This window comes from Ralstonia sp. TCR112 (assembly GCF_007997035.1).
Lineage (GTDB): Bacteria > Pseudomonadota > Gammaproteobacteria > Burkholderiales > Burkholderiaceae > Ralstonia > Ralstonia edaphi.
Map to the genome: position 1 here is coordinate 1 of NZ_VOSS01000032.1, position 21004 is coordinate 21004.

Here is a 21004-nt window from a genome sequence, read left to right on the forward strand (position 1 = left end):
TGCCGCCGAGGGAATCGACCAAGCGGAACGATTCGCCAAGCTCACCATGGCCGACCCACCGGATGAGCACCCAGCGTGCCGCCGCATAGCGCTTCGGCAGCCGGACCTTGGCGGTGCGCCCGGCGCTGTCAGTGGTGCCGAAGATCACGCTGTTGGTTTCGCCCTCGCGCGGCGGCTTGCCGGCGATGGTGTGGTCGGGCAGGAACAGGCGGTAGCGCGCGTTGGCATCGGGCGCCGGTCACCGGGTCGACGAGCACGAACCGGTGGAATGCCGGTGGAAGACGTGTTCTCGATCTCGGGTCGCGGCACCGTGGTGACCGGCCGTATCGAGCGCGGCATCATCAAGGTCGGCGAAGAAATCGAAATCGTCGGTATCGCCATGGACGGCGACAAGCCGAAGATCGACAAGACGACCTGCACGGGCGTGGAAATGTTCCGCAAGCTGCTGGACCAAGGTCAAGCAGGCGACAACGTCGGTATTCTGCTGCGCGGCACGAAGCGCGAAGACGTTCAGCGCGGCCAAGTGCTGGCCAAGCCGGGCTCGATCAAGCCGCACACCGAATTCACGGGCGAGGTCTACATCCTGTCGAAGGACGAAGGCGGCCGTCACACGCCGTTCTTCAACAACTACCGTCCGCAGTTCTACTTCCGTACGACGGACGTGACTGGCTCGATCGCCCTGCCGGAAGGCAAGGAAATGGTCATGCCGGGCGACAACGTGTCGATCACCGTCAAGCTGATCGCCCCGATCGCCATGGAAGAAGGCCTGCGCTTCGCTATCCGTGAAGGCGGCCGTACCGTGGGTGCTGGCGTCGTTGCCAAGATCCTGAAGTAAAAGGCGGATCGATGCGCTGTTCCTCGTAAGGGGTGCGGCGCATCGCCTGTAGCATCGCTCTTTCAATCTACCGGCGGCCTGGCCGCCATGCTCTTTAAGGAAACATCATGCAGAACCAGAAGATCCGTATCCGCCTGAAGGCTTTCGACTATCGCCTGATCGACCAGTCGGCCGCTGAAATCGTTGAAACCGCCAAGCGCACCGGCGCGATCGTCAAGGGCCCGGTGCCCCTGCCGACCCGCATCCAGCGTTTCGACGTTCTGCGTTCGCCGCACGTCAACAAGACCAGCCGCGACCAGTTCGAAATCCGCACGCACCAGCGCCTGATGGACATCGTCGATCCGACGGACAAGACCGTCGATGCGCTGATGAAGCTGGATCTGCCGGCTGGCGTGGACGTCGAGATCAAGCTGCAATAAGCAAGACAACGCTGCCGGTCACTCCGGTAACGGGCAAGCGGCGAGCCAAGTGCTCGCCGTTTTGCTTTTGAGGTGGCGGATGTTGCATTGCACACGACGTTCGGGCGCTATCCGGCAATCGGCCTTGCATATTGTTCGTAACCGGGATATATTGTAGGGCTACCCCTTTAGTCAGGGGAGTGGGCTGGCCATTTGGCCTCGCGCCGTCTCTTTAGGCGCAGTCCAGTTCAAGATTCGTAGTATCAATCAGCCCCGGCCAATCGCAGCTGGGAATGGAGCAAACCATGAGCCTTGGCCTTGTAGGTCGCAAGGTTGGCATGACCCGTATTTTCACGGACGACGGCGATTCGATTCCCGTCACCGTGCTCGAGGTCGGCGACAACCGCGTGACGCAAATCAAGACGGACGAGACCGACGGTTATACCGCGGTTCAAGTCACCTTCGGCACCCGACGCGCCAGCCGCGTCACCAAGCCGCTGGCGGGTCATCTCGCCAAAGCCGGCGTGGAAGCGGGCGAAGTCATCAAAGAATTCCGAGTGGATGCCGCTCGTGCCGCTGAATTCCAGCCTGGCGCGAACATCAGCGTCGACCTGTTCGAAGTCGGTCAGAAGATCGATGTTCAGGGTGTGACGATTGGTAAGGGCTACGCCGGTACCATCAAGCGTTACAACTTCTCGTCGGGCCGCGCCTCGCACGGTAACTCGCGCTCGCACAACGTGCCGGGCTCGATCGGTATGGCGCAGGATCCGGGTCGCGTGTTCCCGGGTAAGCGCATGACCGGTCACATGGGTGACGTCACCCGTACCGTTCAGAATCTGGAAATCGCCAAGATCGACGCAGAGCGCAAGCTGCTGCTGGTCAAGGGCGCGATTCCGGGCGCCAAGGGCGGTCAAGTCATCGTCACGCCGGCCGTGAAGGCCCGCGCCAAGAAGGCATAAGGAGCAAACGCATGGAACTGAAGCTGCTCCAGGACAACGGTCAACTCGGCGCCGGCGTTGCTGCCTCGCCGGAAGTGTTCGGCCGTGACTACAACGAAGCCCTCGTTCACCAAGTCGTCGTCGCTTACCAGGCCAACGCTCGCAGCGGTAACCGTAAGCAGAAGGACCGTGAAGAGGTCAAGCACACGACCAAGAAGCCGTGGCGTCAAAAGGGTACGGGCCGCGCCCGTGCAGGTATGAGCTCCTCCCCGCTGTGGCGCGGGGGTGGTCGTATCTTCCCGAACAGCCCGGAAGAAAACTTCTCGCAGAAGGTCAACAAGAAGATGTACCGCGCCGGCATGCGCTCGATTTATTCGCAGCTCGCCCGTGAAGGTCGCATCAACGTCGTTGACAGCCTGTCCGTCGACGCGCCCAAAACCAAGCTGCTGGCCGACAAGTTCCGCGCCATGGGCCTGGATTCGGTGCTCGTGATTACCGATAACCTGGACGAAAACCTCTTCCTGGCATCGCGCAACCTGGCGCATGTGCTCGTGGTTGAGCCGCGTCACGCCGACCCGCTGTCGCTCGTGCACTACAAGAAGGTGCTCGTGACCAAGGCAGCCGTCGCGCAGATCGAGGAGTTGCTGAAATGACGCAAGTTGCCAAGAACGACCATCGCCTGATGCAGGTGCTGCTGGCGCCTGTGGTGTCTGAAAAGGCAACCCTGGTGGCCGAGAAGAACGAACAGGTCGTGTTCGAAGTGGCTCGCGACGCCAACAAGGGCGAAGTGAAGGCTGCTGTCGAGCTGCTGTTCAAGGTCGAAGTCGAGTCCGTCCAGATCCTGAACCAGAAGGGCAAGCAAAAGCGCTTCGGTCGCTTCATGGGTCGTCGTGACCACGTGAAGAAGGCCTATGTCTCGCTGAAGCCGGGCCAGGAAATCAATTTTGAAGCGGAGGCCAAGTAATCATGGCACTCGTCAAAACCAAGCCGACATCGCCGGGCCGCCGCTCGATGGTGAAGGTCGTTAACCCCGACCTTCACAAGGGCGCGCCGCACGCCCCGCTGCTGGAAAAGCAAATCCAGAAGTCGGGTCGTAACAACAACGGCCACATCACCACCCGTCACAAGGGTGGTGGTCACAAGCATCACTATCGCATCGTCGACTTCAAGCGTAACGACAAGGACGGTATCCCGGCCAAGATCGAACGCCTGGAATACGATCCGAACCGTAGCGCCAACATCGCGCTCGTGCTGTTCGCTGATGGCGAGCGCCGCTACATCATCGCCCCGAAGGGCGCTGTGGTTGGCCAAGCCATCGCCAACGGCTCGGAAGCGCCGATCAAGGCCGGTAACAACCTGCCGATCCGCAACATCCCGGTCGGTACGACGATCCACTGCGTGGAAATCCTGCCGGGCAAGGGCGCTCAAGTCGCCCGTTCGGCCGGTACGTCCGCTGTGCTGCTGGCTCGCGAAGGCATCTACGCTCAAGTGCGTCTGCGCTCGGGTGAAGTGCGCCGTGTGCACATCGAGTGCCGCGCGACCATTGGTGAAGTTGGCAACGAAGAGCACAGCCTGCGCCAGATCGGTAAGGCCGGTGCAACCCGTTGGCGCGGCATTCGCCCGACCGTTCGCGGTGTGGTGATGAACCCGGTCGATCACCCGCATGGTGGTGGTGAAGGTAAGACTGCTGCTGGCCGTGATCCGGTGTCCCCGTGGGGCACGCCGACCAAGGGCTACCGCACCCGTCGTAACAAGCGCACTGACAGCATGATCGTTCAGCGCCGTCACAAGCGTTAATCGGTAGGTAGGAGCTTAGATATGACTCGTTCCGTAAAAAAGGGTCCTTTCATTGACGCCCACCTGCTGAAGAAGGTTGAGGCGGCAGTGCAAACGAAGGACAAGAAGCCCATCAAGACTTGGTCGCGTCGTTCGACCATTCTGCCGGACTTCATCGGCCTGACGATCGCCGTTCATAACGGTCGTCAGCACGTGCCCGTGTATGTCACGGAAAACATGGTTGGCCACAAGCTCGGCGAATTTGCGCTCACGCGTACGTTCAAGGGCCACGCTGCCGACAAGAAAGCGAAGCGATAAGGGGCAATCATGGAAGTTAAAGCGATTCATCGCGGCGCCCGTATCTCCGCACAGAAGACGCGCCTGGTTGCTGACCAGATCCGCGGCCTGTCGATCGAGCGCGCGCTCAACGTGCTGACGTTCAGCCCGAAGAAGGCGGCTGGCATCGTGAAGAAGGTGGTTGAGTCCGCCATCGCGAACGCCGAGCACAATGAAGGCGCCGATATCGACGAGCTGAAGGTCAAGTCGATCTACATCGACAAGGCCACGTCGCTCAAGCGCTTCACGGCGCGTGCGAAGGGCCGTGGCAACCGCATCGAGAAACAAACCTGTCACATCACTGTGACGCTGGGCAACTAAGGGGTCACGATGGGACAGAAGATTCATCCGACTGGCTTCCGTCTGGCTGTCAGCCGTAACTGGGCATCGCGTTGGTACGCGAGCAACACCCAGTTTGCCGGCATGCTCAAGGAAGACATCGAGGTTCGCGAGTTTCTGAAGAAGAAGCTGAAGAACGCGTCGGTGGGCCGCGTGGTCATCGAGCGTCCGGCCAAGAATGCCCGTATCACCATTTACAGCTCGCGTCCGGGCGTGGTGATCGGCAAGAAGGGCGAGGACATCGAACTGCTGAAGGCTGAGCTGCAGCGTCGCATGGGCGTGCCCGTGCACGTGAACATCGAGGAAATCCGCAAGCCGGAAGTCGATGCACAGCTGATCGCCGATTCGATCACGCAGCAGCTCGAGCGCCGCATCATGTTCCGTCGCGCAATGAAGCGCGCGATGCAGAACGCGATGCGTCTGGGTGCCCAAGGCATCAAGATCATGAGCTCGGGCCGTCTGAACGGCATCGAAATCGCCCGTACCGAGTGGTACCGCGAAGGCCGTGTGCCCCTGCACACGCTGCGCGCCGATATCGACTACGGATTCTCCGAAGCGGAAACCACCTACGGCATCATCGGTGTCAAGGTGTGGGTGTACAAGGGCGACCACCTCGGTCGCAACGACGCACCTGTCGTGGAAGAGCCGCAAGAAGAGCGTCGCAAGCGTCCGGGTCGCCCGGAAGGTCGTCGCCGTGAGGGCGAAGGTCGCCCGGCCGGTCAGCGCCGCGGTGCTGGTGCAGGTGCCCGTCGTGGCGCCGACGCCAAGACTGGAGAATAAACATGCTGCAACCTAAGCGCAGGAAGTACCGCAAGGAGCAGAAGGGCCGCAACACCGGTATCGCGACGCGCGGCAACGCAGTCTCGTTCGGCGAGTTCGGTCTGAAGGCGATGGGCCGCGGCCGTCTGACCGCGCGTCAGATTGAGTCGGCCCGTCGTGCGATGACCCGTCACATCAAGCGTGGCGGCCGCATTTGGATCCGGATTTTCCCGGACAAGCCGATCTCGAAGAAGCCTGCCGAAGTCCGTATGGGTAACGGTAAGGGCAACCCGGAATACTACGTGGCTGAAATTCAGCCGGGCAAGATGCTGTACGAAATGGACGGCGTTGGCGAAGAACTGGCACGCGAGGCATTCCGCCTGGCCGCTGCCAAGCTGCCGATCGCGACCAGCTTCGTGGTGCGTCAGGTCGGAACGTAAGGAGCACACACCATGAAAGCATCCGAACTGCGCGACAAAGATGTCGCCGGGCTGAACCAGGAGCTCTCCGAGCTGCTGAAGGCCCAATTTGGCCTGCGCATGCAAAAAGCGACGCAACAGCTGCAGAACACCAGCCAGCTGAAGAAGGTGCGTCGTGACATCGCGCGTGTCCGCACCGTGCTGGGCCAGAAGGGGAACCAGAAATGACTGAAGCCGCAACGTCCCTGAAGCGCACGCTCGTCGGTCGCGTTGTCAGCAACAAGATGGACAAGACCGTCACGGTCCTGATCGAAAACCGCGTCAAGCATCCGCTGTACGGCAAGTACGTGGTGCGCTCGAAGAAGTACCATGCGCACGACGAAGCCAACCAGTACAACGAAGGCGACAAGGTCGAGATCACGGAATCGCGTCCTCTCTCCCGCACCAAGTCGTGGGTGGTGTCGCGTCTGCTCGAAGCTGCACGCGTGATCTAAAACAACAGCGAGCAGTTTGCTGTTGCAAGACCGAGATTATGTGATATAGTCTCGGTCTTTCCCTTTGTGAGGGTGGCCGGTAGATATGCTGGTGGCTCGGGTGAAGGGGAAAAGCGAATGGGCCAGGCGGCAATCGCCGTCGGGCAGCTACCGACTTCAAGTTGATCAACCCAATCGCAGTTGGCGCAATGCCAGCAGCCGGCGGGACCAAGACTGATCGCCTCTGCGCATTGTGCGTCTGGCGAATTAAGTTGGGACGAGAACACCATGATTCAGACAGAAAGCCGGCTCGAAGTGGCCGATAACACGGGTGCGCGTGAAGTCATGTGCATCAAGGTGCTGGGCGGTTCGAAGCGCCGCTACGCCAGCGTCGGCGACATCATCAAGGTCAGCGTCAAGGATGCTGCCCCGCGTGGTCGCGTGAAGAAGGGCGATATCTACAACGCCGTGGTGGTGCGTACCGCCAAGGGCGTGCGCCGTCCCGACGGCTCGCTCATCAAGTTCGACGGCAATGCCGCCGTGCTGCTGAACACCAAGCTTGAGCCGATCGGCACCCGTATTTTCGGGCCGGTCACTCGCGAACTCCGTACCGAGCGCTTCATGAAGATCGTGTCGCTCGCGCCGGAAGTGCTGTAATCGGAGGCCGCATGAACAAGATTCGCAAGGGCGATCGCGTCATCGTCCGTACCGGTAAAGACAAGGGCAAGCAAGGTACTGTGCTGGCCGTGCTCGCCGAGCATGTGACGGTTGAAGGCGTGAACGTTGCCAAGAAGCACGTGCGCCCGAACCCGATGCTGGGTACCACGGGTGGTGTGGTCGACAAGGTCATGCCCATCCATATTTCGAACGTTGCGCTCGTGGATGCCAATGGCAAGCCGTCGCGCGTCGGCATCAAGGTTGAAGGCGGCGTGAAGACGCGCGTGCTGAAGACCACTGGTGCTGCCGTCGGCGCTTGATTCTGGGCAATAGAGAGGAGTTGAGCATGACTGCACGTCTGCAAGAGTTTTACAAAGAGAAGGTTGTGCCCGAGCTGATCAAGCAGTTCGGTTACAAGTCCGTGATGGAAGTGCCGCGCATCACCAAGATCACCCTGAACATGGGTCTTGGCGAAGCCATCAATGACAAGAAAGTCATTGAGCACGCCACCGGCGACCTGATCAAGATAGCTGGCCAGAAGCCCATCGTGACGAAGGCCCGCAAGGCTATCGCCGGCTTCAAGATTCGCCAGGGTTACCCGATCGGTACGATGGTCACGCTGCGTGGCCAACGTATGTATGAATTCCTGGACCGCTTCATCACCGTGTCGCTGCCCCGCGTGCGCGACTTCCGTGGTGTGTCGGGCAAGGCGTTCGATGGTCGTGGCAACTACAACATCGGTGTGAAAGAGCAGATCATTTTCCCCGAGATCGAGTACGACAAGATCGACGCACTCCGTGGTCTGAACATCAGCATCACGACGACTGCGAAGAACGATGAGGAAGCGAAGGCGCTCCTCAACGCGTTCAAGTTCCCGTTCCGTAATTAAGGGGTTACCGTGGCTAAATTGTCTCTGATCGAACGCGAGAAGAAGCGTGCCAAGCTCGTGGCCAAGTACGCTGAGAAGCGCGCCGCTCTCGAAGCCATCGTGGCCGACCAAAGCAAGTCGGAAGAAGAGCGCTATGAAGCGCGTCTGAAGCTGCAAGCGCTGCCGCGCAATGCAAATCCGACTCGTCAGCGCAACCGCTGCTCGATCACCGGTCGTCCCCGCGGTACGTTCCGTAAGTTCGGCCTGGCGCGTAACAAGCTCCGCGAGATCGCCTTCAAGGGCGAGATCCCGGGTCTGACGAAAGCCAGCTGGTAATCACGCACAGGCTACAGGAGAAACAGTATGAGCATGAGCGATCCGATCGCCGATATGCTGACGCGTATCCGCAACGCGCAAGCGGTGGAAAAAGCGTCGGTGGTCATGCCGTCGTCGAAGCTGAAGGTGGCAATCGCCAAAGTCCTGAAGGACGAAGGCTACATCGACGAATTCGCCGTGACCGAGCAGGGTGGCAAGTCCACGCTGACGATTGGTCTGAAGTACTACGCTGGCCGCCCGGTCATCGAGCGCCTGGAGCGCGTCTCGAAGCCTGGTCTGCGTGTGTACAAGGGCCGTAACGAAATCCCGCAAGTGATGAACGGCCTGGGTGTCGCCATCATCTCGACCCCGCAGGGTCTGATGACGGACCGCCGCGCCCGCGCAACCGGTGTCGGTGGCGAAGTCATTTGCTACGTCGCCTAAGGGAGGGGAACCATGTCTCGCGTAGGTAAGGCTCCCATCGCGCTGCCCAAGGGCGCCGAAGTCAATTTCGCTGGTGGTCTGCTGACCGTCAAGGGCCCGCTGGGCACCCTGACGCAGCCGATCCACTCGCTGGTAAAGGTCACCACCGACAACGGCACGATCACGTTCGCGCCGGCAGATGAGTCGCGTGAAGCCAATGCGCTGCAAGGTACGATGCGCGCCCTGACGGCCAACATGGTCAAGGGTGTGACGACGGGCTTCGAGCGCAAGCTGAACCTGGTCGGCGTGGGTTACCGTGCATCGGTTCAGGGCACCGCTCTGAAGCTGCAACTCGGTTTCTCGCACGACGTGATCCATGAGATGCCGGAAGGCGTGAAGGCGGAAACGCCGACGCAGACCGAAATCATCATCAAGGGTTCGGACAAGCAAAAAGTTGGTCAGGTCGCCGCCGAAGTGCGTGGTTATCGTCCGCCGGAGCCCTACAAGGGCAAGGGTGTGCGCTACGCCGACGAGCGTGTGATCCTGAAGGAAACCAAGAAGAAGTAAGGGTGCACATCATGAACAAAAATGACTCGCGTCTGCGCCGTGCACGTCAGACCCGCCTGAAAATTGCGGAACTGAGCGTCGCCCGTCTGGCTGTGCACCGTACGAACCTGCACATTTATGCGCAGGTCTTCTCGGAAGATGGCACCAAGGTCCTGGCTTCGGCCTCGACTGCGGAAGCCGAAGTCCGCAAGGAACTGAACGGCAACGGTGGCAACACCGCTGCTGCCACCCTGGTGGGTAAGCGTATCGCTGAGAAGGCGAAGGCTGCCGGCATCGAAGCCGTGGCGTTCGATCGCTCGGGTTTCCGTTATCACGGTCGCGTGAAGGCTCTGGCCGACGCGGCACGCGAAGCTGGCCTGAAGTTCTAAGCCGGCATAGAGGATATCGTCATGGCAAAAATTCAACCTAAGGTCCAAGGGGACGAACGCGACGACGGTCTTCGCGAGAAGATGATCGCGGTCAACCGTGTGACCAAGGTGGTCAAGGGCGGCCGGATTCTCGGTTTCGCCGCTCTGACTGTGGTCGGCGACGGCGACGGCCGTATCGGCATGGGCAAGGGTAAGGCTAAGGAAGTCCCGGTGGCCGTGCAGAAGGCAATGGACGAAGCCCGTCGTAAGATGGTCAAGGTCCCGCTGAAGAACGGTACGCTGCAGCACGAAGTGGTTGGCAAGCATGGCGCCGCAAAGGTGCAGATGATGCCCGCGAAGGACGGTACTGGCGTGATCGCCGGCGGTCCGATGCGCGCCATCTTCGAAGTGATGGGCGTGACGAACATCGTGACCAAGTCGCACGGTTCGACCAATCCTTACAACATGGTGCGCGCAACGCTGGATGGCCTGCGCAAGATGAGCACCCCGGCCGAAGTTGCTGCCAAGCGTGGCAAGTCGGTCGAAGAGATCCTCGGCTAAGCCGAAGGGATAGGTGAACGATATGTCGCAGAAAACCGTGAAAGTCCAACTCGTGCGCAGCCTGATCGGTACGCGCGAAGACCACCGCGCCACGGTGCGCGGCCTGGGCCTGCGCCGCATGAACTCGGTGTCCGAATTGCAGGACACGCCCGCAGTGCGCGGCATGATCAACAAGGTGTCCTACCTGGTCAAGGTCATCGGCTAAGGCAAGACGGAGAAGAGCATGCAACTGAATAACCTGAAGCCGGCAGCCGGCTCCAAGCACGCCAAGCGCCGCGTTGGTCGCGGTATTGGTTCGGGCCTGGGCAAGACGGCTGGTCGTGGTCACAAGGGTCAGAAGTCGCGTTCGGGTGGTTTCCACAAGGTCGGCTTCGAAGGCGGCCAGATGCCCCTGCATCGTCGTCTGCCCAAGCGCGGTTTCACCTCGCTGACCAAGGAATTCACCGCTGAAGTGCGTCTGGGCGACCTGGCGGGCCTGCCGATCGAAGAAATCGATCTGCTGTCCCTCAAGCAAGCCGGCCTCGTTGGCGAGATGGTCAAGAGCGCCAAGGTGATCCTGTCGGGCGAAATCGACAAGAAGGTAACTCTGAAGGGTATCGGCGCGACGGCTGGGGCGAAAGCCGCAATCGAAGCGGCTGGTGGCTCGCTGGCCTAATAGCCTGCTGTTTTACACTGACGGAGCATCCGTTTGGCCACGGCGAAACCTAATGTGATGGCCCAGGCCAAGAACACGGCCAAGTACGGCGATCTTCGCCGTCGGCTGGTGTTCCTGGTTCTGGCATTGCTGGTGTACCGGATCGGCGCGCACATTCCTGTGCCGGGTATCGATCCGGATCAACTGGCGCAGCTTTTCCAACGGCAGTCGGGCGGCATCCTCGGGATGTTCAACCTGTTCTCCGGCGGCGCGCTGTCGCGTTTCACGGTGTTTGCGCTGGGGATCATGCCGTACATTTCGGCGTCGATCATCATGCAACTGCTGACGATCGTGTTGCCGCAGCTGGAATCGTTGAAGAAGGAAGGCCAAGCCGGCCAGCGCAAGATTACGCAGTACACGCGCTACGGTACGGTCGTCCTGGCAACGTTCCAGGCGCTGGGGATTGCAGTGGCACTTGAAGCGCAGCCGGGTCTGGTGTTGGATCCGGGCCTGATGTTCCGGGCAACCGCGGTGATTACGCTGGTGACGGGCACGATGTTCCTGATGTGGCTGGGTGAGCAGATCACCGAGCGCGGTCTGGGCAACGGGATCTCGATCATCATTTTCGGCGGGATCGCTGCAGGGCTGCCCAACGCGATCGGCGGTCTGTTTGAGCTGGTGCGTACGGGATCGATGGGGATCTTCTCTGCGATCCTGGTGGTGGCAATTATTGGTGCGGTGACGTTTGTGGTCGTGTTCATTGAACGCGGCCAGCGCAAGATCCTCGTCAACTACGCCAAGCGGCAGGTTGGTAACAAGATTTATGGCGGACAGTCGTCGCATCTGCCGCTGAAGTTGAATATGGCTGGGGTGATTCCGCCGATCTTTGCATCGTCGATCATTCTGTTCCCGGCCACGATCGCGGGCTGGTTTACAGCCGGCAACTCGACGAATCCGGTTGCACGGTTCGTCAAGGATCTGGCAGCAACGCTGTCGCCGGGTCAGCCGGTGTACATCTTGCTGTATGCGGCGGCGATCATTTTCTTCTGTTTCTTCTACACCGCGCTGGTCTATAACAGCCGCGAAGTGGCGGATAACCTGAAGAAGAGTGGGGCGTTCATTCCGGGCATCCGTCCGGGCGAGCAAACCACGCGGTATATCGACAAGATTCTGGTGCGTTTGACCCTGGCAGGTGCGATCTACATCACGCTGGTGTGTCTGTTGCCGGAGTTCTTGGTGCTGCGCTGGAATGTGCCGTTCTACTTCGGTGGGACGTCTCTGTTGATCATCGTGGTTGTCACGATGGACTTCATGGCACAAGTGCAGTCCTACGTGATGTCTCAGCAGTACGAGTCTTTGATGAAGAAGGCGAATTTCAAGGGAAACCTGACGCTCCGCTAGGAGTGATCGCACGAACCTGAAGGGACATGGCTAAAGATGACGTGATCCAGATGCAGGGCGAGGTGCTGGAAAACCTCCCCAACGCAACGTTTCGCGTCAAGCTAGAGAACGGCCACGTAGTGTTAGGCCATATTTCCGGCAAGATGCGTATGCATTACATCCGCATCTTGCCCGGGGACAAGGTGACGGTCGAATTGACCCCGTATGATCTGTCCCGCGCGCGCATCGTATTCCGGGCGAAGTGAGCGGACTGGAATTGAAGGAAGAGGAAAATCATGAAAGTGCTGGCTTCTGTTAAGCGCATTTGCCGCAACTGCAAAATCATCAAGCGCAAGGGCGTGGTGCGTGTGATCTGCTCGTCGGACCCGCGTCATAAGCAGCGCCAAGGCTAATTTCGCAAAGAGGATTGACGAATGGCACGTATCGCAGGGGTCAACATCCCCAACCACAAACATACCGTGATTGGCCTGACGGCGATCTACGGTATTGGCCGCTCGCGCGCTCAGAAGATTTGCGAGGCTACTGGTATCCCGACCGACAAGAAGGTCAAGGACCTGACGGATCCGGACCAGGACGCGCTCCGTAAGGAAATCGAGAAGTTCCTCGTCGAAGGCGACCTGCGCCGCGAAACGACGATGAACATCAAGCGCCTGATGGATCTGGGCTGCTACCGTGGCGTGCGCCATCGTAAGGGCCTGCCGATGCGTGGTCAGCGTACCCGCACCAATGCCCGTACCCGTAAGGGTCCGCGCAAGGCCGGCGTCGCGCTCAAGAAGTAATCCGTCGGGTAAAGGATAGGAACTATGGCAAAAGCAGCGAATACCGCCGCCCAGCGCGCGCGCAAGAAGGTTCGCAAGAACGTCGCCGACGGCATCGCGCACGTTCACGCGTCGTTCAACAACACGATCATCACGATCACCGACCGTCAGGGCAACGCTCTGTCGTGGGCGACTTCGGGTGGCCAAGGCTTCAAGGGCTCGCGCAAGTCGACGCCTTTCGCTGCTCAGGTGGCAGCCGAGAGTGCTGGCCGCGTGGCGCAGGACCAAGGCATCAAGAACCTGGAAGTGCGCATCAAGGGCCGGGCCCGGGTCGTGAATCGGCTGTCCGTGCGCTGAATAACCTGGGTATCAAGATCCAGTTGATCGAAGACGTGACGCCGGTGCCGCACAACGGCTGCCGTCCGCCGAAGCGCCGTCGCATCTAAGCGATTCGGCCGGCCTCGCCTGCTGTTGGCGGGGTCGGTCTGCGGGTGCTATACTTGCCCGCTTGCCTGTCTTCCGGTTCTCCGGAAGGCGGGTTTCGTCTTTTCATAAGCCCACTGTTCGCAGCGGCCCTCTTATTGGGGCTGAGCGGCGGACCATCCGAGGCCGTGTGCCACGGATGACTGATAACGAAGGAACACAACGTGGCACGCTATACCGGCCCCAAGGCGAAACTGTCTCGCCGTGAAGGTACTGACCTTTTCTTGAAGAGCGCACGTCGCTCGCTCGCCGACAAGTGCAAGCTGGACAGCAAGCCTGGTCAGCACGGCCGCACTTCCGGCGCCCGCACCTCCGACTACGGCAACCAGCTGCGCGAAAAGCAGAAGGTCAAGCGCATCTATGGCGTGCTGGAGCGTCAATTCCGCCGCTACTTCGCAGAAGCCGATCGCCGCAAGGGCAACACGGGTGAAACCCTGCTGCAACTGCTGGAGTCGCGTCTGGACAACGTCGTTTACCGCATGGGCTTCGGCTCGACGCGCGCAGAAGCCCGTCAACTGGTGTCGCACAAGGCGATCCTGGTGAACGGCCAAGCTTTGAACGTTCCGTCGGCTCAGGTCAAGTCGGGCGACGTGATCGCCGTCCGCGAAAAGTCGAAGAAGCAAGTGCGTATTGCTGAATCGCTGTCGCTGGCTGAGCAGACCGGCTTCCCGATCTGGGTTTCTGTGGATGCCAAGAAGATGGAAGGCACCTTCAAGCAAGCTCCGGATCGCGCGGATATCGCTGGCGACATCAACGAAAGCCTGATCGTCGAACTGTATTCGCGTTAATGACGACGCCCGTACCGTAAGGTGCGGGCTCGTGCGCCTTTTTGGGGACGCTCATCGTCAACGACATTGTGTTCGAGCGCCAGCCGTATTTCGGTGTCGATGCAATCCGAATCGTTACGTGCCGCAACGTGATTGCGGCATGTGCGTCTTCCATCGCAATGTTTGTGATGGAACCTTTCCAGTCCAATCCGTCAGCCTTATCGGTGTAACGAGCCGAGGGTATTGAAATAGGACAACCTAATGCAAACAGCACTCCTGAAGCCCAAAATTATTGCGGTTGAGCCGCTTGGCGATCATCACGCGAAGGTCGTCATGGAACCGTTCGAGCGCGGCTACGGCCACACGCTCGGTAACGCGCTGCGCCGCGTGCTGCTGTCGTCGATGGTCGGCTATGCCCCGACCGAGGTCACGATCGCTGGGGTCGTCCACGAATATTCCACCATCGATGGCGTGCAGGAAGACGTCGTCAACCTGCTGCTGAACCTGAAGGGCGTGGTGTTCAAGCTGCACAACCGTGATGAAGTCACGGTGTCGCTGCGCAAGGAAGGCGAAGGTGTGGTGACCGCCGCCGATATCGAGCTGCCGCACGATGTCGAAATCATCAATCCGGGTCACGTGATCGCCAACCTGTCGGCTGGCGGCAAGCTGGACCTGCAACTGAAGGTCGAGCAAGGCCGCGGCTACGTGCCGGGTAACGTGCGCAAGTTCGGTGACGAGTCGAGCAAGGTCATCGGCCGCATCGTGCTGGACGCCTCGTTCGCACCCGTGCGGCGCGTGTCGTACGCAGTTGAGTCTGCCCGTGTGGAGCAGCGTACTGACCTCGACAAGCTGGTGATGAACATCGAGACCAACGGTGTGATCTCGCCGGAAGAAGCGATTCGCCAGTCGGCTCGCATTCTGGTTGATCAACTGTCGGTGTTTGCTGCACTGGAAGGTACCGAGAGCGCTGCCGAGGCCGCCGCCGCCCGCGCACCGCAGATCGATCCGATCCTGCTGCGCCCGGTCGACGATCTCGAACTGACCGTGCGTTCGGCCAACTGCCTGAAGGCCGAAAACATCTACTACATCGGCGACCTGATTCAGCGTACCGAGAACGAACTGCTCAAGACCCCGAACCTGGGTCGCAAGTCGCTCAACGAGATCAAGGAAGTCCTCGCATCGCGTGGCCTGACGCTCGGCATGAAGCTCGAGAACTGGCCGCCGGCAGGTCTCGAGAAGTAAGTTGTCATTGTCGCCGATGCGAGAGCATCGGCCGGTTTTCCGCCATCGCCGTTTGGGTGGCATATTGTTAAGGCTACCGGCCCGCGCCACGCCATGTTGTATGGGCGGCGGCGATAGAAGAGCTGGTCAAACACTCTTAAGAAGGAATCATCATGCGTCACCGTCATGGTTTGCGGAAACTGAACCGCACCTCGTCGCACCGTCTCGCGATGCTGCGCAACATGTCCAATTCTCTGCTGCAGCACGAGCTGATCAAGACCACCCTGCCGAAGGCCAAGGAACTGCGCAAGGTTGTCGAGCCGCTGATCACGCTGGCCAAGAAGGACACCGTTGCCAACCGCCGTCTGGCATTCGCCCGTCTGCGCGACCGCGACATGGTTACCAAGCTGTTCAACGAACTGGGCCCGCGTTTCGCCACCCGCCCGGGCGGCTACACCCGCATCCTGAAGTTCGGCTTCCGCCAAGGCGACAATGCGCCGATGGCACTGGTTGAGCTGCTCGACCGTCCGGAAGTTGCCGAGGCCGTGGAAGTCGACGGCGCTGCCGAGTAAGGTCAGCCGAGTTTGCCCGTGCGACATGGCGTCGCGCTGGCCAGCCCCGGAATGCGTGCAGCCGTGCGCATTACAATGAAGCCAGGATTCGCATCCTGGCTTTTTTGTTGTCCGTTTCCGGCGTTCTGTCTGTCACGGAGCATCAGTGGAGTGTCTATGTCCGCAGGAACCGAAGTGCTGCTGGTGCTGACCAATTTACCCGATGCCGATAGCGCGGATCGCGTGACGACGGCTGTGCTGGAATCTCGCGCAGCGGCGTGCGTCAATCGCTTGCCAGCTTGCGCGTCGACGTATTGGTGGAAGGGCGCGATCGAGCACGCCGCCGAGATTCCGCTGCTGATCAAGACCACGCGCGCGGCCTACCCTGCACTGGAAGCCGCGCTACGAAAGACGCATCCGTACGAAGTGCCCGAGATCATCGCCGTGCCGGTGGCGGCCGGCTTGCCGGCGTATCTTGCGTGGGTGGCCGATGAAACGCGCCCGCCTTCCAATTGATGTTCGATTGTTGTTGATATGACCTTCTCTTCGTTCGTGTCCGTGCGACGTGTAATGCAGTTGGTGATGCTGCTCGTCGCGGTGGCGACGCTGCAGATGCCCGCGCATGCTGCTGACGACTTTCTGCCGCCCGAGCAGGCGTTCCGCTTCTCCGCCACGCAGGTGGACGGCCAGACCGTCGAAGTCAAGTTTGCGATTGCCGATGGTTACTACATGTACCGCGAGCGTTTCGCGGTGGCGGCGGATCCGGCAACTACCACGCTGGCGCTGTCCGACATGCCGGCGGGCAAGGTTAAGTTCGACGAGACGTTCAATAAGGACGTCGAAACCTATCGCCATGAAGTCGCATTCCACGTAAAGGCGCAGAACGCGACGGCGCCATTCACCCTGATCGTCACGTCCCAGGGGTGCGCGGATCAGGGCCTGTGTTACCCGCCGATGAAGAGCCGGTTCCATGTGGAGCCCGCAGCGGCTTCGCCAGCAGCGCCTGCCGGTGGTGGCGAAGCGAGCTCTGGCGACGCACTCGGCCGCATTGCCAGCACGCTGGGCAGCGGCAACCTCGGTGCGATTGCGGCGTTGTTTTTCGGGCTCGGTCTGTTGCTCACCTTCACGCCCTGTGTGCTGCCGATGCTGCCGATCCTGTCGGCGATCGTGGTCGGCGAGCACGCGACGCGTTCACGCGCAGCGATCGTGTCGGTGGCCTACGTGCTCGGTATGGCCGTTGTCTATACCGCCGTAGGTGTGGCAGCCGGCTTGGCTGGGCAGGGCCTGCAAGCTGCGCTGCAGAACGCGTGGGTGCTGGGTGCGTTTGCTGTATTGATGGTGGCGCTGTCGCTGTCGATGTTCGGGCTGTATGAATTGCAGCTGCCGGCGGCCTGGCGCGATCACCTGACCAAGGCCTCCAGCAAGCATGGCGGCGGCGAGATTGTTGGCGCGATCGTGATGGGCGCGCTTTCGGCATTGATCGTGTCGCCGTGTGTCACGCCGGCGTTGGCCGGGGCGCTGGCCTATATCGCGCAGACCGGCAACGCTGCGATCGGCGGTATGGCGCTGTTTGCGATGTCGATCGGCATGGGCGTGCCGCTTGTGCTCGTGGGTGTCGGCGCCGGCAACTTGCTGCCGCGCGCTGGTCATTGGCTGATTGTCACCAAGGCGGTCTTCGGTTTCATCCTGCTGGCTGTGGCGCTGTGGATCGTGCAGCCGGTGTTGCCGGCGTGGGCCGTGATGATTGCGTGGGGCGGTTTGCTGATCGGTGCGGCCGTGTTTCTGCGGACCTTCGATTCCTTGCCCGACGGCGCCGGCAACGTACAGCGTTTGGGCAAGGTTGCGGGTGTACTGCTTGCGCTGGCGGGCTCAGCGCAACTGGTGGGGGTCGCTGCCGGCGGCCGCGATCCGCTACAGCCGCTGTCCGGACTGATTCGCGCATCGGCGGGCGCATCTGCGCAAGCTGAGGCACACGGTGTGACATTCAAGCGGGTGAAGAGCATCGCTGAACTCGATGCCGAAGTGCGCAACGCAAGCGCGTCTGGCCGTGCGGTGATGCTGGATTTCTACGCCGACTGGTGTGTGAGCTGCAAGGAGATGGAGCGCCTGACCTTTACTGATGCGCGGGTGCGCAAGGCGCTCTCCGACGTGGTGCTGCTGCAGGCCGACGTAACGGCCAATAATGCGGACGACCAGGCGCTGCTCAAGCGCTTCGGCCTGTTCGGCCCGCCCGGCACAATCTTCTTCGATACGCAGGGGCGTGAGCTGAAGGCTCGCGTGGTCGGCTTTGAGCGCGCCGACACGTTTTTGGAGAGCCTGCGCCGCGCGCTCGGCACGACGCAGGCAGTCAAGCCGACGGCCTGATTACGCGCGCAGCAGGCGGGCGGCGTCCAATGCGAAGTACGTCAGGATGCCATTCGCGCCGGCGCGCTTGAACGCCAGCAGCGATTCCAGCACGACCTTGTCGTGATCCAGCCAGCCGTTCTGCGCGGCGGCTTTCAGCATCGCGTATTCGCCGCTGACCTGATAGACGTACGTGGGGAAGCGGAACTCATCTTTCACGCGTCGCACGATATCGAGATACGGCATGCCGGGCTTGACCATCACCATGTCGGCGCCTTCGGCGATGTCGAGTGCCACTTCGCGCAGCGCCTCATCCGAGTTGGCCGGGTCCATCTGGTAAGTCATCTTGTTGCTCTTGCCCAGATTGGCCGCCGAGCCCACCGCATCACGGAACGGGCCGTAGAACGCAGAGGCGTACTTTGCCGCGTAGGCCATGATTCGCGTGTAGATGTGATCGTCGTTCTCCAGCGCCAGGCGGATCGCGCCGATGCGGCCGTCCATCATGTCCGACGGTGCGACGATGTCCACGCCGGCCTCCGCTTGTACCAGTGCCTGGCGCATCAGGATGTCGACGGTCTCTTCGTTGAGCACGTAGCCATTGGCGTCGAGCACGCCGTCCTGGCCGTGGCTCGTGTACGGGTCGAGCGCCACATCGGTCAGGATGCCCAACTCAGGGAAGCGCGCCTTGAGCGCCTTCACCGCACGCGGAATCAGCCCATCCGCATTGGCGGCCTCGATGCCATCCGGCGTCTTGAGCGACGGTTCGATGACGGGGAACAGCGCCAGCACCGGAATGCCAAGCTGCACACACTGCTCGGCCACGGTCAACAACACATCGACCGACACACGTTCGACGCCCGGCATTGACGGCACGGCCTGCCGCACATTGGTGCCTTCGAGAATGAAGACCGGGTAGATGAGGTCGTCGGGGGTGAGGCGCGATTCGCGCATCATGCGGCGGGAGAAATCGTCGCGGCGCATGCGGCGCGGACGATGGTCGGGGAAGCTCGCGATCATTTCAGCAGACCCTAAGAACACACTGTGAAGTTTCGAAACCTTTGTCGCGATTATCCATCCTATGCACGGACAATGCGCCAGCGACGCTGATGCAGCGTTCCCCGCGGCTCCTCCCTGACGCGGGTTCCCATCGACGGCTCGATGGGGTCGTTACCCCCGTTGCGCGTTTGGCGACGGGGTTTTTTTTGCCTGTTCGACTTGCGGCTGGGGCTCCAGCGCCTCGGGCAGGCACAGCCAGCCTGCAACAATTCGCTGCGCCTCTTCAATGCCGCGACGCTTCAGGCTCGAGAACAACTGCACCGTCAGCGACACATCCCCGTCAATCTGCGCACGGTAATCGGCCAGCACCTTGCGTGCCGCCATGAGCGCGCGCGAGGCGTCGTTGTTGGTCAGCTTGTCCGCCTTCGTGAGCAGCACGTGGATCGGCTTGCCCGTTGGCAGGAACCACTCGACCATCTGGCAATCGAGGTCGGTAAACGGACGGCGCGCGTCCATCATGATGACGAGCCCGGCGAGTTGCTGGCGCGCCTGGACGTAGTCGCCCAGCAGGTGAACCCAGTGCGATTTGGTCTCGCCAGGTGCTTCGGCATAGCCGTAACCGGGGAGGTCGACCAGGAAGCCAAGCGGATCTTCCGCCTTGGCGGGCATCACCGAGAAATAGTTGATGTGCTGCGTGCGGCCCGGCGTCTTACTGGAGAAGGCCAGCCGCTTCTGGTTGCACAGGATGTTGATCGCGGTGGACTTGCCTGCGTTGGAGCGGCCCGCAAACGCGACTTCCGGCACGGCGGTCGCCGGTAAATCACGCAGATGATTGACGGTGATGAAGAAACGGGCTTGATGCAGGAGCGACATGCGCGGCAGTACCTGTAAACTGCAGTTCAGAACTGCGTGGTTGCTGCGCCGCGAGGTCGCATTGCAGAGGTGTTATTGTACAATACGCCGGTTTACGGACGTCCCCACCAGATCCGTCGCAGGACCGCCCCGAGGCCCGGGCCGGTCCGTTTTCATGCGCTGATCTGGCACGAGGAGAAGGGGATGCCCGGCGCCGCAGGGTCCCGCATTGGGCGGCGCACGCAGCATTCGAAAACAATCTAAACAAGGTGTGCGAATGAACCGCATCGCGAACGTTTTTGCTGTCGCAGCGCTGTCCCTGGCATCGGTCTTCTCCATGGCCCATGCCGAAGAGCAAAAAGTCGCCAAGGCCGACGCCGCGCGCGGCGAAACGATCTTCAACACCGGTGTGCCCGCCAATGGCGTGCCGGCGTGTACCAGTTGTCACGGCGCCGGCGGCAACAGCGCCATGAACGTCAACCCGAAACTGGCCGGCCAGCACGCCGAATACATCGAAAAGCAGCTCAAAGATTTCAAGGCCAAGACCGACCGTAACCAGCCGGTCATGTCGTTGTACGCCGGGGCGCTGTCGGACCAGGACATGAAGGACATTGGCGCCTATCTGGGCAAGCAACCGGCTTGGAAGCCCGGTTCGGCCAAGAGCAAGGACACCATCGAACTGGGCCAGAAGCTGTATCGCGGCGGTGACGCCAAGCGCGGTATCGCAGCGTGCGCAGGCTGCCACGGCCCGACGGGCGCCGGCATCCCGGCGCAGTATCCGCGTATCGCAGGTCAGTTCTCTGAATACACCGAGGCTCAACTGGTTGCATTCCAGAGCGGCGCTCGCAAGAACAGCGTACAGATGCACGACTTGGCCGGTCGCATGACGGCCCAGCAGATCAAGGCGGTGGCCGATTACATTGCCGGCCTGCGCTAATCTGCCGCACCCGGCCGTCTACTGACGGTCGCACAATCAACAAGAAGAAC

The 21004-nt window shown here is 61.0% G+C and carries 33 protein-coding genes and 2 pseudogenes; 33 read left to right on the forward strand and 2 right to left on the reverse strand.

The annotated features are described in order from the left end of the window. Nucleotides 1–268 precede the first annotated feature (268 nt). The 32 genes and pseudogenes from FUT88_RS11000 to dsbD all read left to right on the forward strand — a co-directional run. A pseudogene (locus FUT88_RS11000) lies at nucleotides 269–835 on the forward strand (EF-Tu/IF-2/RF-3 family GTPase); the annotation flags it as partial. A gap of 107 nt (nucleotides 836–942) precedes the next feature. Further along, nucleotides 943–1254 (forward strand): 30S ribosomal protein S10, encoded by a 312-nt coding sequence (rpsJ, locus tag FUT88_RS11005; RefSeq protein ID WP_004634473.1) that lies wholly within the window; start codon nucleotides 943–945, stop codon nucleotides 1252–1254. Nucleotides 1255–1538: 284 nt separating this feature from the next. Continuing rightward, on the forward strand, nucleotides 1539–2192 hold the full coding sequence (gene rplC / locus FUT88_RS11010; RefSeq protein WP_004634474.1) for a 50S ribosomal protein L3: 654 nt from the start codon (nucleotides 1539–1541) through the stop codon (nucleotides 2190–2192). An 11-nt stretch (nucleotides 2193–2203) separates the two neighbouring features. Continuing rightward, on the forward strand, nucleotides 2204–2824 hold the full coding sequence (gene rplD, locus FUT88_RS11015; RefSeq protein WP_004634475.1) for a 50S ribosomal protein L4: 621 nt from the start codon (nucleotides 2204–2206) through the stop codon (nucleotides 2822–2824). Next, the gene (rplW, locus tag FUT88_RS11020; RefSeq protein WP_004634476.1) at nucleotides 2821–3135 is read left to right on the forward strand and encodes a 50S ribosomal protein L23; all 315 of its coding nucleotides are present in this window, start codon (nucleotides 2821–2823) and stop codon (nucleotides 3133–3135) included. The genes rplD and rplW overlap by 4 nt, the downstream gene beginning before the upstream one ends. 2 nt (nucleotides 3136–3137) lie before the next feature. Then, on the forward strand, nucleotides 3138–3968 hold the full coding sequence (gene rplB, locus FUT88_RS11025; protein ID WP_009241891.1) for a 50S ribosomal protein L2: 831 nt from the start codon (nucleotides 3138–3140) through the stop codon (nucleotides 3966–3968). 21 nt (nucleotides 3969–3989) lie between these two features. Continuing rightward, nucleotides 3990–4265, forward strand: a complete 276-nt coding sequence (rpsS, locus tag FUT88_RS11030; RefSeq protein ID WP_004634478.1) for a 30S ribosomal protein S19 — start codon at nucleotides 3990–3992, stop codon at nucleotides 4263–4265. A 9-nt stretch (nucleotides 4266–4274) separates the two neighbouring features. Continuing rightward, entirely contained in the window at nucleotides 4275–4604 is a 330-nt protein-coding gene (rplV, locus tag FUT88_RS11035) for a 50S ribosomal protein L22 (protein WP_004634479.1), read from the forward strand. Nucleotides 4605–4613: 9 nt separating this feature from the next. Next, a complete protein-coding gene (gene rpsC, locus FUT88_RS11040) occupies nucleotides 4614–5402 on the forward strand; it encodes a 30S ribosomal protein S3 (protein WP_009241892.1) in 789 nt (262 codons plus the stop codon). A 2-nt stretch (nucleotides 5403–5404) separates the two neighbouring features. After that, nucleotides 5405–5821: a 50S ribosomal protein L16 gene (gene rplP, locus FUT88_RS11045; RefSeq protein ID WP_003264123.1), complete on the forward strand. Its 417-nt coding sequence runs from the start codon at nucleotides 5405–5407 to the stop codon at nucleotides 5819–5821. A gap of 12 nt (nucleotides 5822–5833) precedes the next feature. After that, nucleotides 5834–6028, forward strand: a complete 195-nt coding sequence (gene rpmC, locus FUT88_RS11050; protein ID WP_004634481.1) for a 50S ribosomal protein L29 — start codon at nucleotides 5834–5836, stop codon at nucleotides 6026–6028. Then, nucleotides 6025–6294, forward strand: a complete 270-nt coding sequence (rpsQ, locus tag FUT88_RS11055) for a 30S ribosomal protein S17 (RefSeq protein ID WP_004634482.1) — start codon at nucleotides 6025–6027, stop codon at nucleotides 6292–6294. Before rpmC ends, rpsQ begins: the two co-directional genes overlap by 4 nt. A 267-nt stretch (nucleotides 6295–6561) precedes the next feature. Further along, nucleotides 6562–6930 (forward strand): 50S ribosomal protein L14, encoded by a 369-nt coding sequence (rplN, locus tag FUT88_RS11060; protein WP_003264129.1) that lies wholly within the window; start codon nucleotides 6562–6564, stop codon nucleotides 6928–6930. Between the two features lie 11 nt (nucleotides 6931–6941). Continuing rightward, nucleotides 6942–7250 (forward strand): 50S ribosomal protein L24, encoded by a 309-nt coding sequence (gene rplX, locus FUT88_RS11065; protein WP_009241893.1) that lies wholly within the window; start codon nucleotides 6942–6944, stop codon nucleotides 7248–7250. A 26-nt stretch (nucleotides 7251–7276) separates the two neighbouring features. Further along, the gene (rplE, locus tag FUT88_RS11070) at nucleotides 7277–7819 is read left to right on the forward strand and encodes a 50S ribosomal protein L5 (protein WP_009241894.1); all 543 of its coding nucleotides are present in this window, start codon (nucleotides 7277–7279) and stop codon (nucleotides 7817–7819) included. A 9-nt stretch (nucleotides 7820–7828) separates the two neighbouring features. Beyond that, a complete protein-coding gene (rpsN, locus tag FUT88_RS11075; RefSeq protein ID WP_004634486.1) occupies nucleotides 7829–8134 on the forward strand; it encodes a 30S ribosomal protein S14 in 306 nt (101 codons plus the stop codon). 27 nt (nucleotides 8135–8161) lie between these two features. Next, nucleotides 8162–8557: a 30S ribosomal protein S8 gene (gene rpsH, locus FUT88_RS11080; RefSeq protein WP_004634489.1), complete on the forward strand. Its 396-nt coding sequence runs from the start codon at nucleotides 8162–8164 to the stop codon at nucleotides 8555–8557. A 12-nt stretch (nucleotides 8558–8569) separates the two neighbouring features. Further along, nucleotides 8570–9103, forward strand: coding sequence for a 50S ribosomal protein L6 (rplF, locus tag FUT88_RS11085; protein ID WP_012763152.1), 534 nt, complete (start codon nucleotides 8570–8572; stop codon nucleotides 9101–9103). A gap of 11 nt (nucleotides 9104–9114) precedes the next feature. Next, a complete protein-coding gene (gene rplR / locus FUT88_RS11090) occupies nucleotides 9115–9471 on the forward strand; it encodes a 50S ribosomal protein L18 (RefSeq protein WP_004634492.1) in 357 nt (118 codons plus the stop codon). 21 nt (nucleotides 9472–9492) lie between these two features. Next, nucleotides 9493–10011, forward strand: a complete 519-nt coding sequence (gene rpsE / locus FUT88_RS11095; protein WP_004634493.1) for a 30S ribosomal protein S5 — start codon at nucleotides 9493–9495, stop codon at nucleotides 10009–10011. Between the two features lie 22 nt (nucleotides 10012–10033). Further along, entirely contained in the window at nucleotides 10034–10216 is a 183-nt protein-coding gene (rpmD, locus tag FUT88_RS11100) for a 50S ribosomal protein L30 (protein ID WP_003264137.1), read from the forward strand. Between the two features lie 18 nt (nucleotides 10217–10234). Then, nucleotides 10235–10666: a 50S ribosomal protein L15 gene (gene rplO, locus FUT88_RS11105; protein WP_024977880.1), complete on the forward strand. Its 432-nt coding sequence runs from the start codon at nucleotides 10235–10237 to the stop codon at nucleotides 10664–10666. 57 nt (nucleotides 10667–10723) lie between these two features. Next, on the forward strand, nucleotides 10724–12046 hold the full coding sequence (secY, locus tag FUT88_RS11110) for a preprotein translocase subunit SecY (protein ID WP_147215196.1): 1323 nt from the start codon (nucleotides 10724–10726) through the stop codon (nucleotides 12044–12046). Nucleotides 12047–12072: 26 nt separating this feature from the next. Then, nucleotides 12073–12291, forward strand: a complete 219-nt coding sequence (infA, locus tag FUT88_RS11115) for a translation initiation factor IF-1 (protein ID WP_003264140.1) — start codon at nucleotides 12073–12075, stop codon at nucleotides 12289–12291. A gap of 30 nt (nucleotides 12292–12321) precedes the next feature. Continuing rightward, the gene (rpmJ, locus tag FUT88_RS11120) at nucleotides 12322–12438 is read left to right on the forward strand and encodes a 50S ribosomal protein L36 (RefSeq protein ID WP_003264141.1); all 117 of its coding nucleotides are present in this window, start codon (nucleotides 12322–12324) and stop codon (nucleotides 12436–12438) included. Nucleotides 12439–12459: 21 nt separating this feature from the next. Beyond that, entirely contained in the window at nucleotides 12460–12825 is a 366-nt protein-coding gene (rpsM, locus tag FUT88_RS11125; protein ID WP_004634501.1) for a 30S ribosomal protein S13, read from the forward strand. A 24-nt stretch (nucleotides 12826–12849) separates the two neighbouring features. Beyond that, nucleotides 12850–13250: pseudogene (gene rpsK, locus FUT88_RS11130) on the forward strand (30S ribosomal protein S11). A 201-nt stretch (nucleotides 13251–13451) separates the two neighbouring features. Beyond that, nucleotides 13452–14075 carry a 30S ribosomal protein S4 gene (gene rpsD / locus FUT88_RS11135; RefSeq protein ID WP_147215090.1) on the forward strand — a complete coding sequence of 208 codons (624 nt, stop codon included), beginning with the start codon at nucleotides 13452–13454 and terminating at the stop codon, nucleotides 14073–14075. Between the two features lie 240 nt (nucleotides 14076–14315). Next, nucleotides 14316–15296 (forward strand): DNA-directed RNA polymerase subunit alpha, encoded by a 981-nt coding sequence (locus FUT88_RS11140; protein ID WP_004634508.1) that lies wholly within the window; start codon nucleotides 14316–14318, stop codon nucleotides 15294–15296. A gap of 152 nt (nucleotides 15297–15448) precedes the next feature. Continuing rightward, on the forward strand, nucleotides 15449–15847 hold the full coding sequence (rplQ, locus tag FUT88_RS11145) for a 50S ribosomal protein L17 (protein ID WP_024977878.1): 399 nt from the start codon (nucleotides 15449–15451) through the stop codon (nucleotides 15845–15847). Nucleotides 15848–16003: 156 nt separating this feature from the next. Beyond that, nucleotides 16004–16342 carry a divalent-cation tolerance protein CutA gene (cutA, locus tag FUT88_RS11150; protein ID WP_147215092.1) on the forward strand — a complete coding sequence of 113 codons (339 nt, stop codon included), beginning with the start codon at nucleotides 16004–16006 and terminating at the stop codon, nucleotides 16340–16342. A gap of 18 nt (nucleotides 16343–16360) precedes the next feature. Continuing rightward, on the forward strand, nucleotides 16361–18190 hold the full coding sequence (gene dsbD, locus FUT88_RS11155; RefSeq protein WP_147215094.1) for a protein-disulfide reductase DsbD: 1830 nt from the start codon (nucleotides 16361–16363) through the stop codon (nucleotides 18188–18190). On the opposite strand, the gene hemB is transcribed toward dsbD, so the two are convergent. Both hemB and yihA read right to left on the reverse strand, forming a co-directional pair. After that, nucleotides 18191–19186: a porphobilinogen synthase gene (gene hemB, locus FUT88_RS11160; protein WP_147215096.1), complete on the reverse strand. Its 996-nt coding sequence runs from the start codon at nucleotides 19184–19186 to the stop codon at nucleotides 18191–18193. Between the two features lie 150 nt (nucleotides 19187–19336). Further along, a complete protein-coding gene (yihA, locus tag FUT88_RS11165) occupies nucleotides 19337–20038 on the reverse strand; it encodes a ribosome biogenesis GTP-binding protein YihA/YsxC (protein ID WP_147215098.1) in 702 nt (233 codons plus the stop codon). Between the two features lie 256 nt (nucleotides 20039–20294). Between yihA and FUT88_RS11170 the strand changes: the two genes are divergently transcribed. Continuing rightward, on the forward strand, nucleotides 20295–20954 hold the full coding sequence (locus tag FUT88_RS11170) for a c-type cytochrome (protein WP_147215100.1): 660 nt from the start codon (nucleotides 20295–20297) through the stop codon (nucleotides 20952–20954). The last annotated feature ends 50 nt before the right edge of the window (nucleotides 20955–21004 follow it).

What these genes read in the sequence shown, in the direction of transcription:
- hemB (WP_147215096.1), bottom strand. Translation starts at nt 19,186, where the DNA reads ATGATCGCGAGCTTCCCCGACCATCGTCCGCGCCGCATGCGCCGCGAC.
- rplP (WP_003264123.1), top strand. Translation starts at nt 5,405, where the DNA reads ATGCTGCAACCTAAGCGCAGGAAGTACCGCAAGGAGCAGAAGGGCCGC.
- rplE (WP_009241894.1), top strand. Translation starts at nt 7,277, where the DNA reads ATGACTGCACGTCTGCAAGAGTTTTACAAAGAGAAGGTTGTGCCCGAG.
- rpsC (WP_009241892.1), top strand. Translation starts at nt 4,614, where the DNA reads ATGGGACAGAAGATTCATCCGACTGGCTTCCGTCTGGCTGTCAGCCGT.
- rpsJ (WP_004634473.1), top strand. Translation starts at nt 943, where the DNA reads ATGCAGAACCAGAAGATCCGTATCCGCCTGAAGGCTTTCGACTATCGC.
- dsbD (WP_147215094.1), top strand. Translation starts at nt 16,361, where the DNA reads ATGACCTTCTCTTCGTTCGTGTCCGTGCGACGTGTAATGCAGTTGGTG.
- yihA (WP_147215098.1), bottom strand. Translation starts at nt 20,038, where the DNA reads ATGTCGCTCCTGCATCAAGCCCGTTTCTTCATCACCGTCAATCATCTG.
- rpsE (WP_004634493.1), top strand. Translation starts at nt 9,493, where the DNA reads ATGGCAAAAATTCAACCTAAGGTCCAAGGGGACGAACGCGACGACGGT.
- FUT88_RS11170 (WP_147215100.1), top strand. Translation starts at nt 20,295, where the DNA reads ATGAACCGCATCGCGAACGTTTTTGCTGTCGCAGCGCTGTCCCTGGCA.
- rpsH (WP_004634489.1), top strand. Translation starts at nt 8,162, where the DNA reads ATGAGCATGAGCGATCCGATCGCCGATATGCTGACGCGTATCCGCAAC.
- rplF (WP_012763152.1), top strand. Translation starts at nt 8,570, where the DNA reads ATGTCTCGCGTAGGTAAGGCTCCCATCGCGCTGCCCAAGGGCGCCGAA.
- rplO (WP_024977880.1), top strand. Translation starts at nt 10,235, where the DNA reads ATGCAACTGAATAACCTGAAGCCGGCAGCCGGCTCCAAGCACGCCAAG.
- rplW (WP_004634476.1), top strand. Translation starts at nt 2,821, where the DNA reads ATGACGCAAGTTGCCAAGAACGACCATCGCCTGATGCAGGTGCTGCTG.
- rpmJ (WP_003264141.1), top strand. Translation starts at nt 12,322, where the DNA reads ATGAAAGTGCTGGCTTCTGTTAAGCGCATTTGCCGCAACTGCAAAATC.
- rplD (WP_004634475.1), top strand. Translation starts at nt 2,204, where the DNA reads ATGGAACTGAAGCTGCTCCAGGACAACGGTCAACTCGGCGCCGGCGTT.
- rpsM (WP_004634501.1), top strand. Translation starts at nt 12,460, where the DNA reads ATGGCACGTATCGCAGGGGTCAACATCCCCAACCACAAACATACCGTG.
- rplN (WP_003264129.1), top strand. Translation starts at nt 6,562, where the DNA reads ATGATTCAGACAGAAAGCCGGCTCGAAGTGGCCGATAACACGGGTGCG.
- cutA (WP_147215092.1), top strand. Translation starts at nt 16,004, where the DNA reads ATGTCCGCAGGAACCGAAGTGCTGCTGGTGCTGACCAATTTACCCGAT.
- rpmC (WP_004634481.1), top strand. Translation starts at nt 5,834, where the DNA reads ATGAAAGCATCCGAACTGCGCGACAAAGATGTCGCCGGGCTGAACCAG.
- rplC (WP_004634474.1), top strand. Translation starts at nt 1,539, where the DNA reads ATGAGCCTTGGCCTTGTAGGTCGCAAGGTTGGCATGACCCGTATTTTC.
- rplB (WP_009241891.1), top strand. Translation starts at nt 3,138, where the DNA reads ATGGCACTCGTCAAAACCAAGCCGACATCGCCGGGCCGCCGCTCGATG.
- rpsQ (WP_004634482.1), top strand. Translation starts at nt 6,025, where the DNA reads ATGACTGAAGCCGCAACGTCCCTGAAGCGCACGCTCGTCGGTCGCGTT.
- rplQ (WP_024977878.1), top strand. Translation starts at nt 15,449, where the DNA reads ATGCGTCACCGTCATGGTTTGCGGAAACTGAACCGCACCTCGTCGCAC.
- FUT88_RS11140 (WP_004634508.1), top strand. Translation starts at nt 14,316, where the DNA reads ATGCAAACAGCACTCCTGAAGCCCAAAATTATTGCGGTTGAGCCGCTT.
- rpmD (WP_003264137.1), top strand. Translation starts at nt 10,034, where the DNA reads ATGTCGCAGAAAACCGTGAAAGTCCAACTCGTGCGCAGCCTGATCGGT.
- rplR (WP_004634492.1), top strand. Translation starts at nt 9,115, where the DNA reads ATGAACAAAAATGACTCGCGTCTGCGCCGTGCACGTCAGACCCGCCTG.
- rplV (WP_004634479.1), top strand. Translation starts at nt 4,275, where the DNA reads ATGGAAGTTAAAGCGATTCATCGCGGCGCCCGTATCTCCGCACAGAAG.
- infA (WP_003264140.1), top strand. Translation starts at nt 12,073, where the DNA reads ATGGCTAAAGATGACGTGATCCAGATGCAGGGCGAGGTGCTGGAAAAC.
- secY (WP_147215196.1), top strand. Translation starts at nt 10,724, where the DNA reads ATGGCCCAGGCCAAGAACACGGCCAAGTACGGCGATCTTCGCCGTCGG.
- rpsS (WP_004634478.1), top strand. Translation starts at nt 3,990, where the DNA reads ATGACTCGTTCCGTAAAAAAGGGTCCTTTCATTGACGCCCACCTGCTG.
- rplX (WP_009241893.1), top strand. Translation starts at nt 6,942, where the DNA reads ATGAACAAGATTCGCAAGGGCGATCGCGTCATCGTCCGTACCGGTAAA.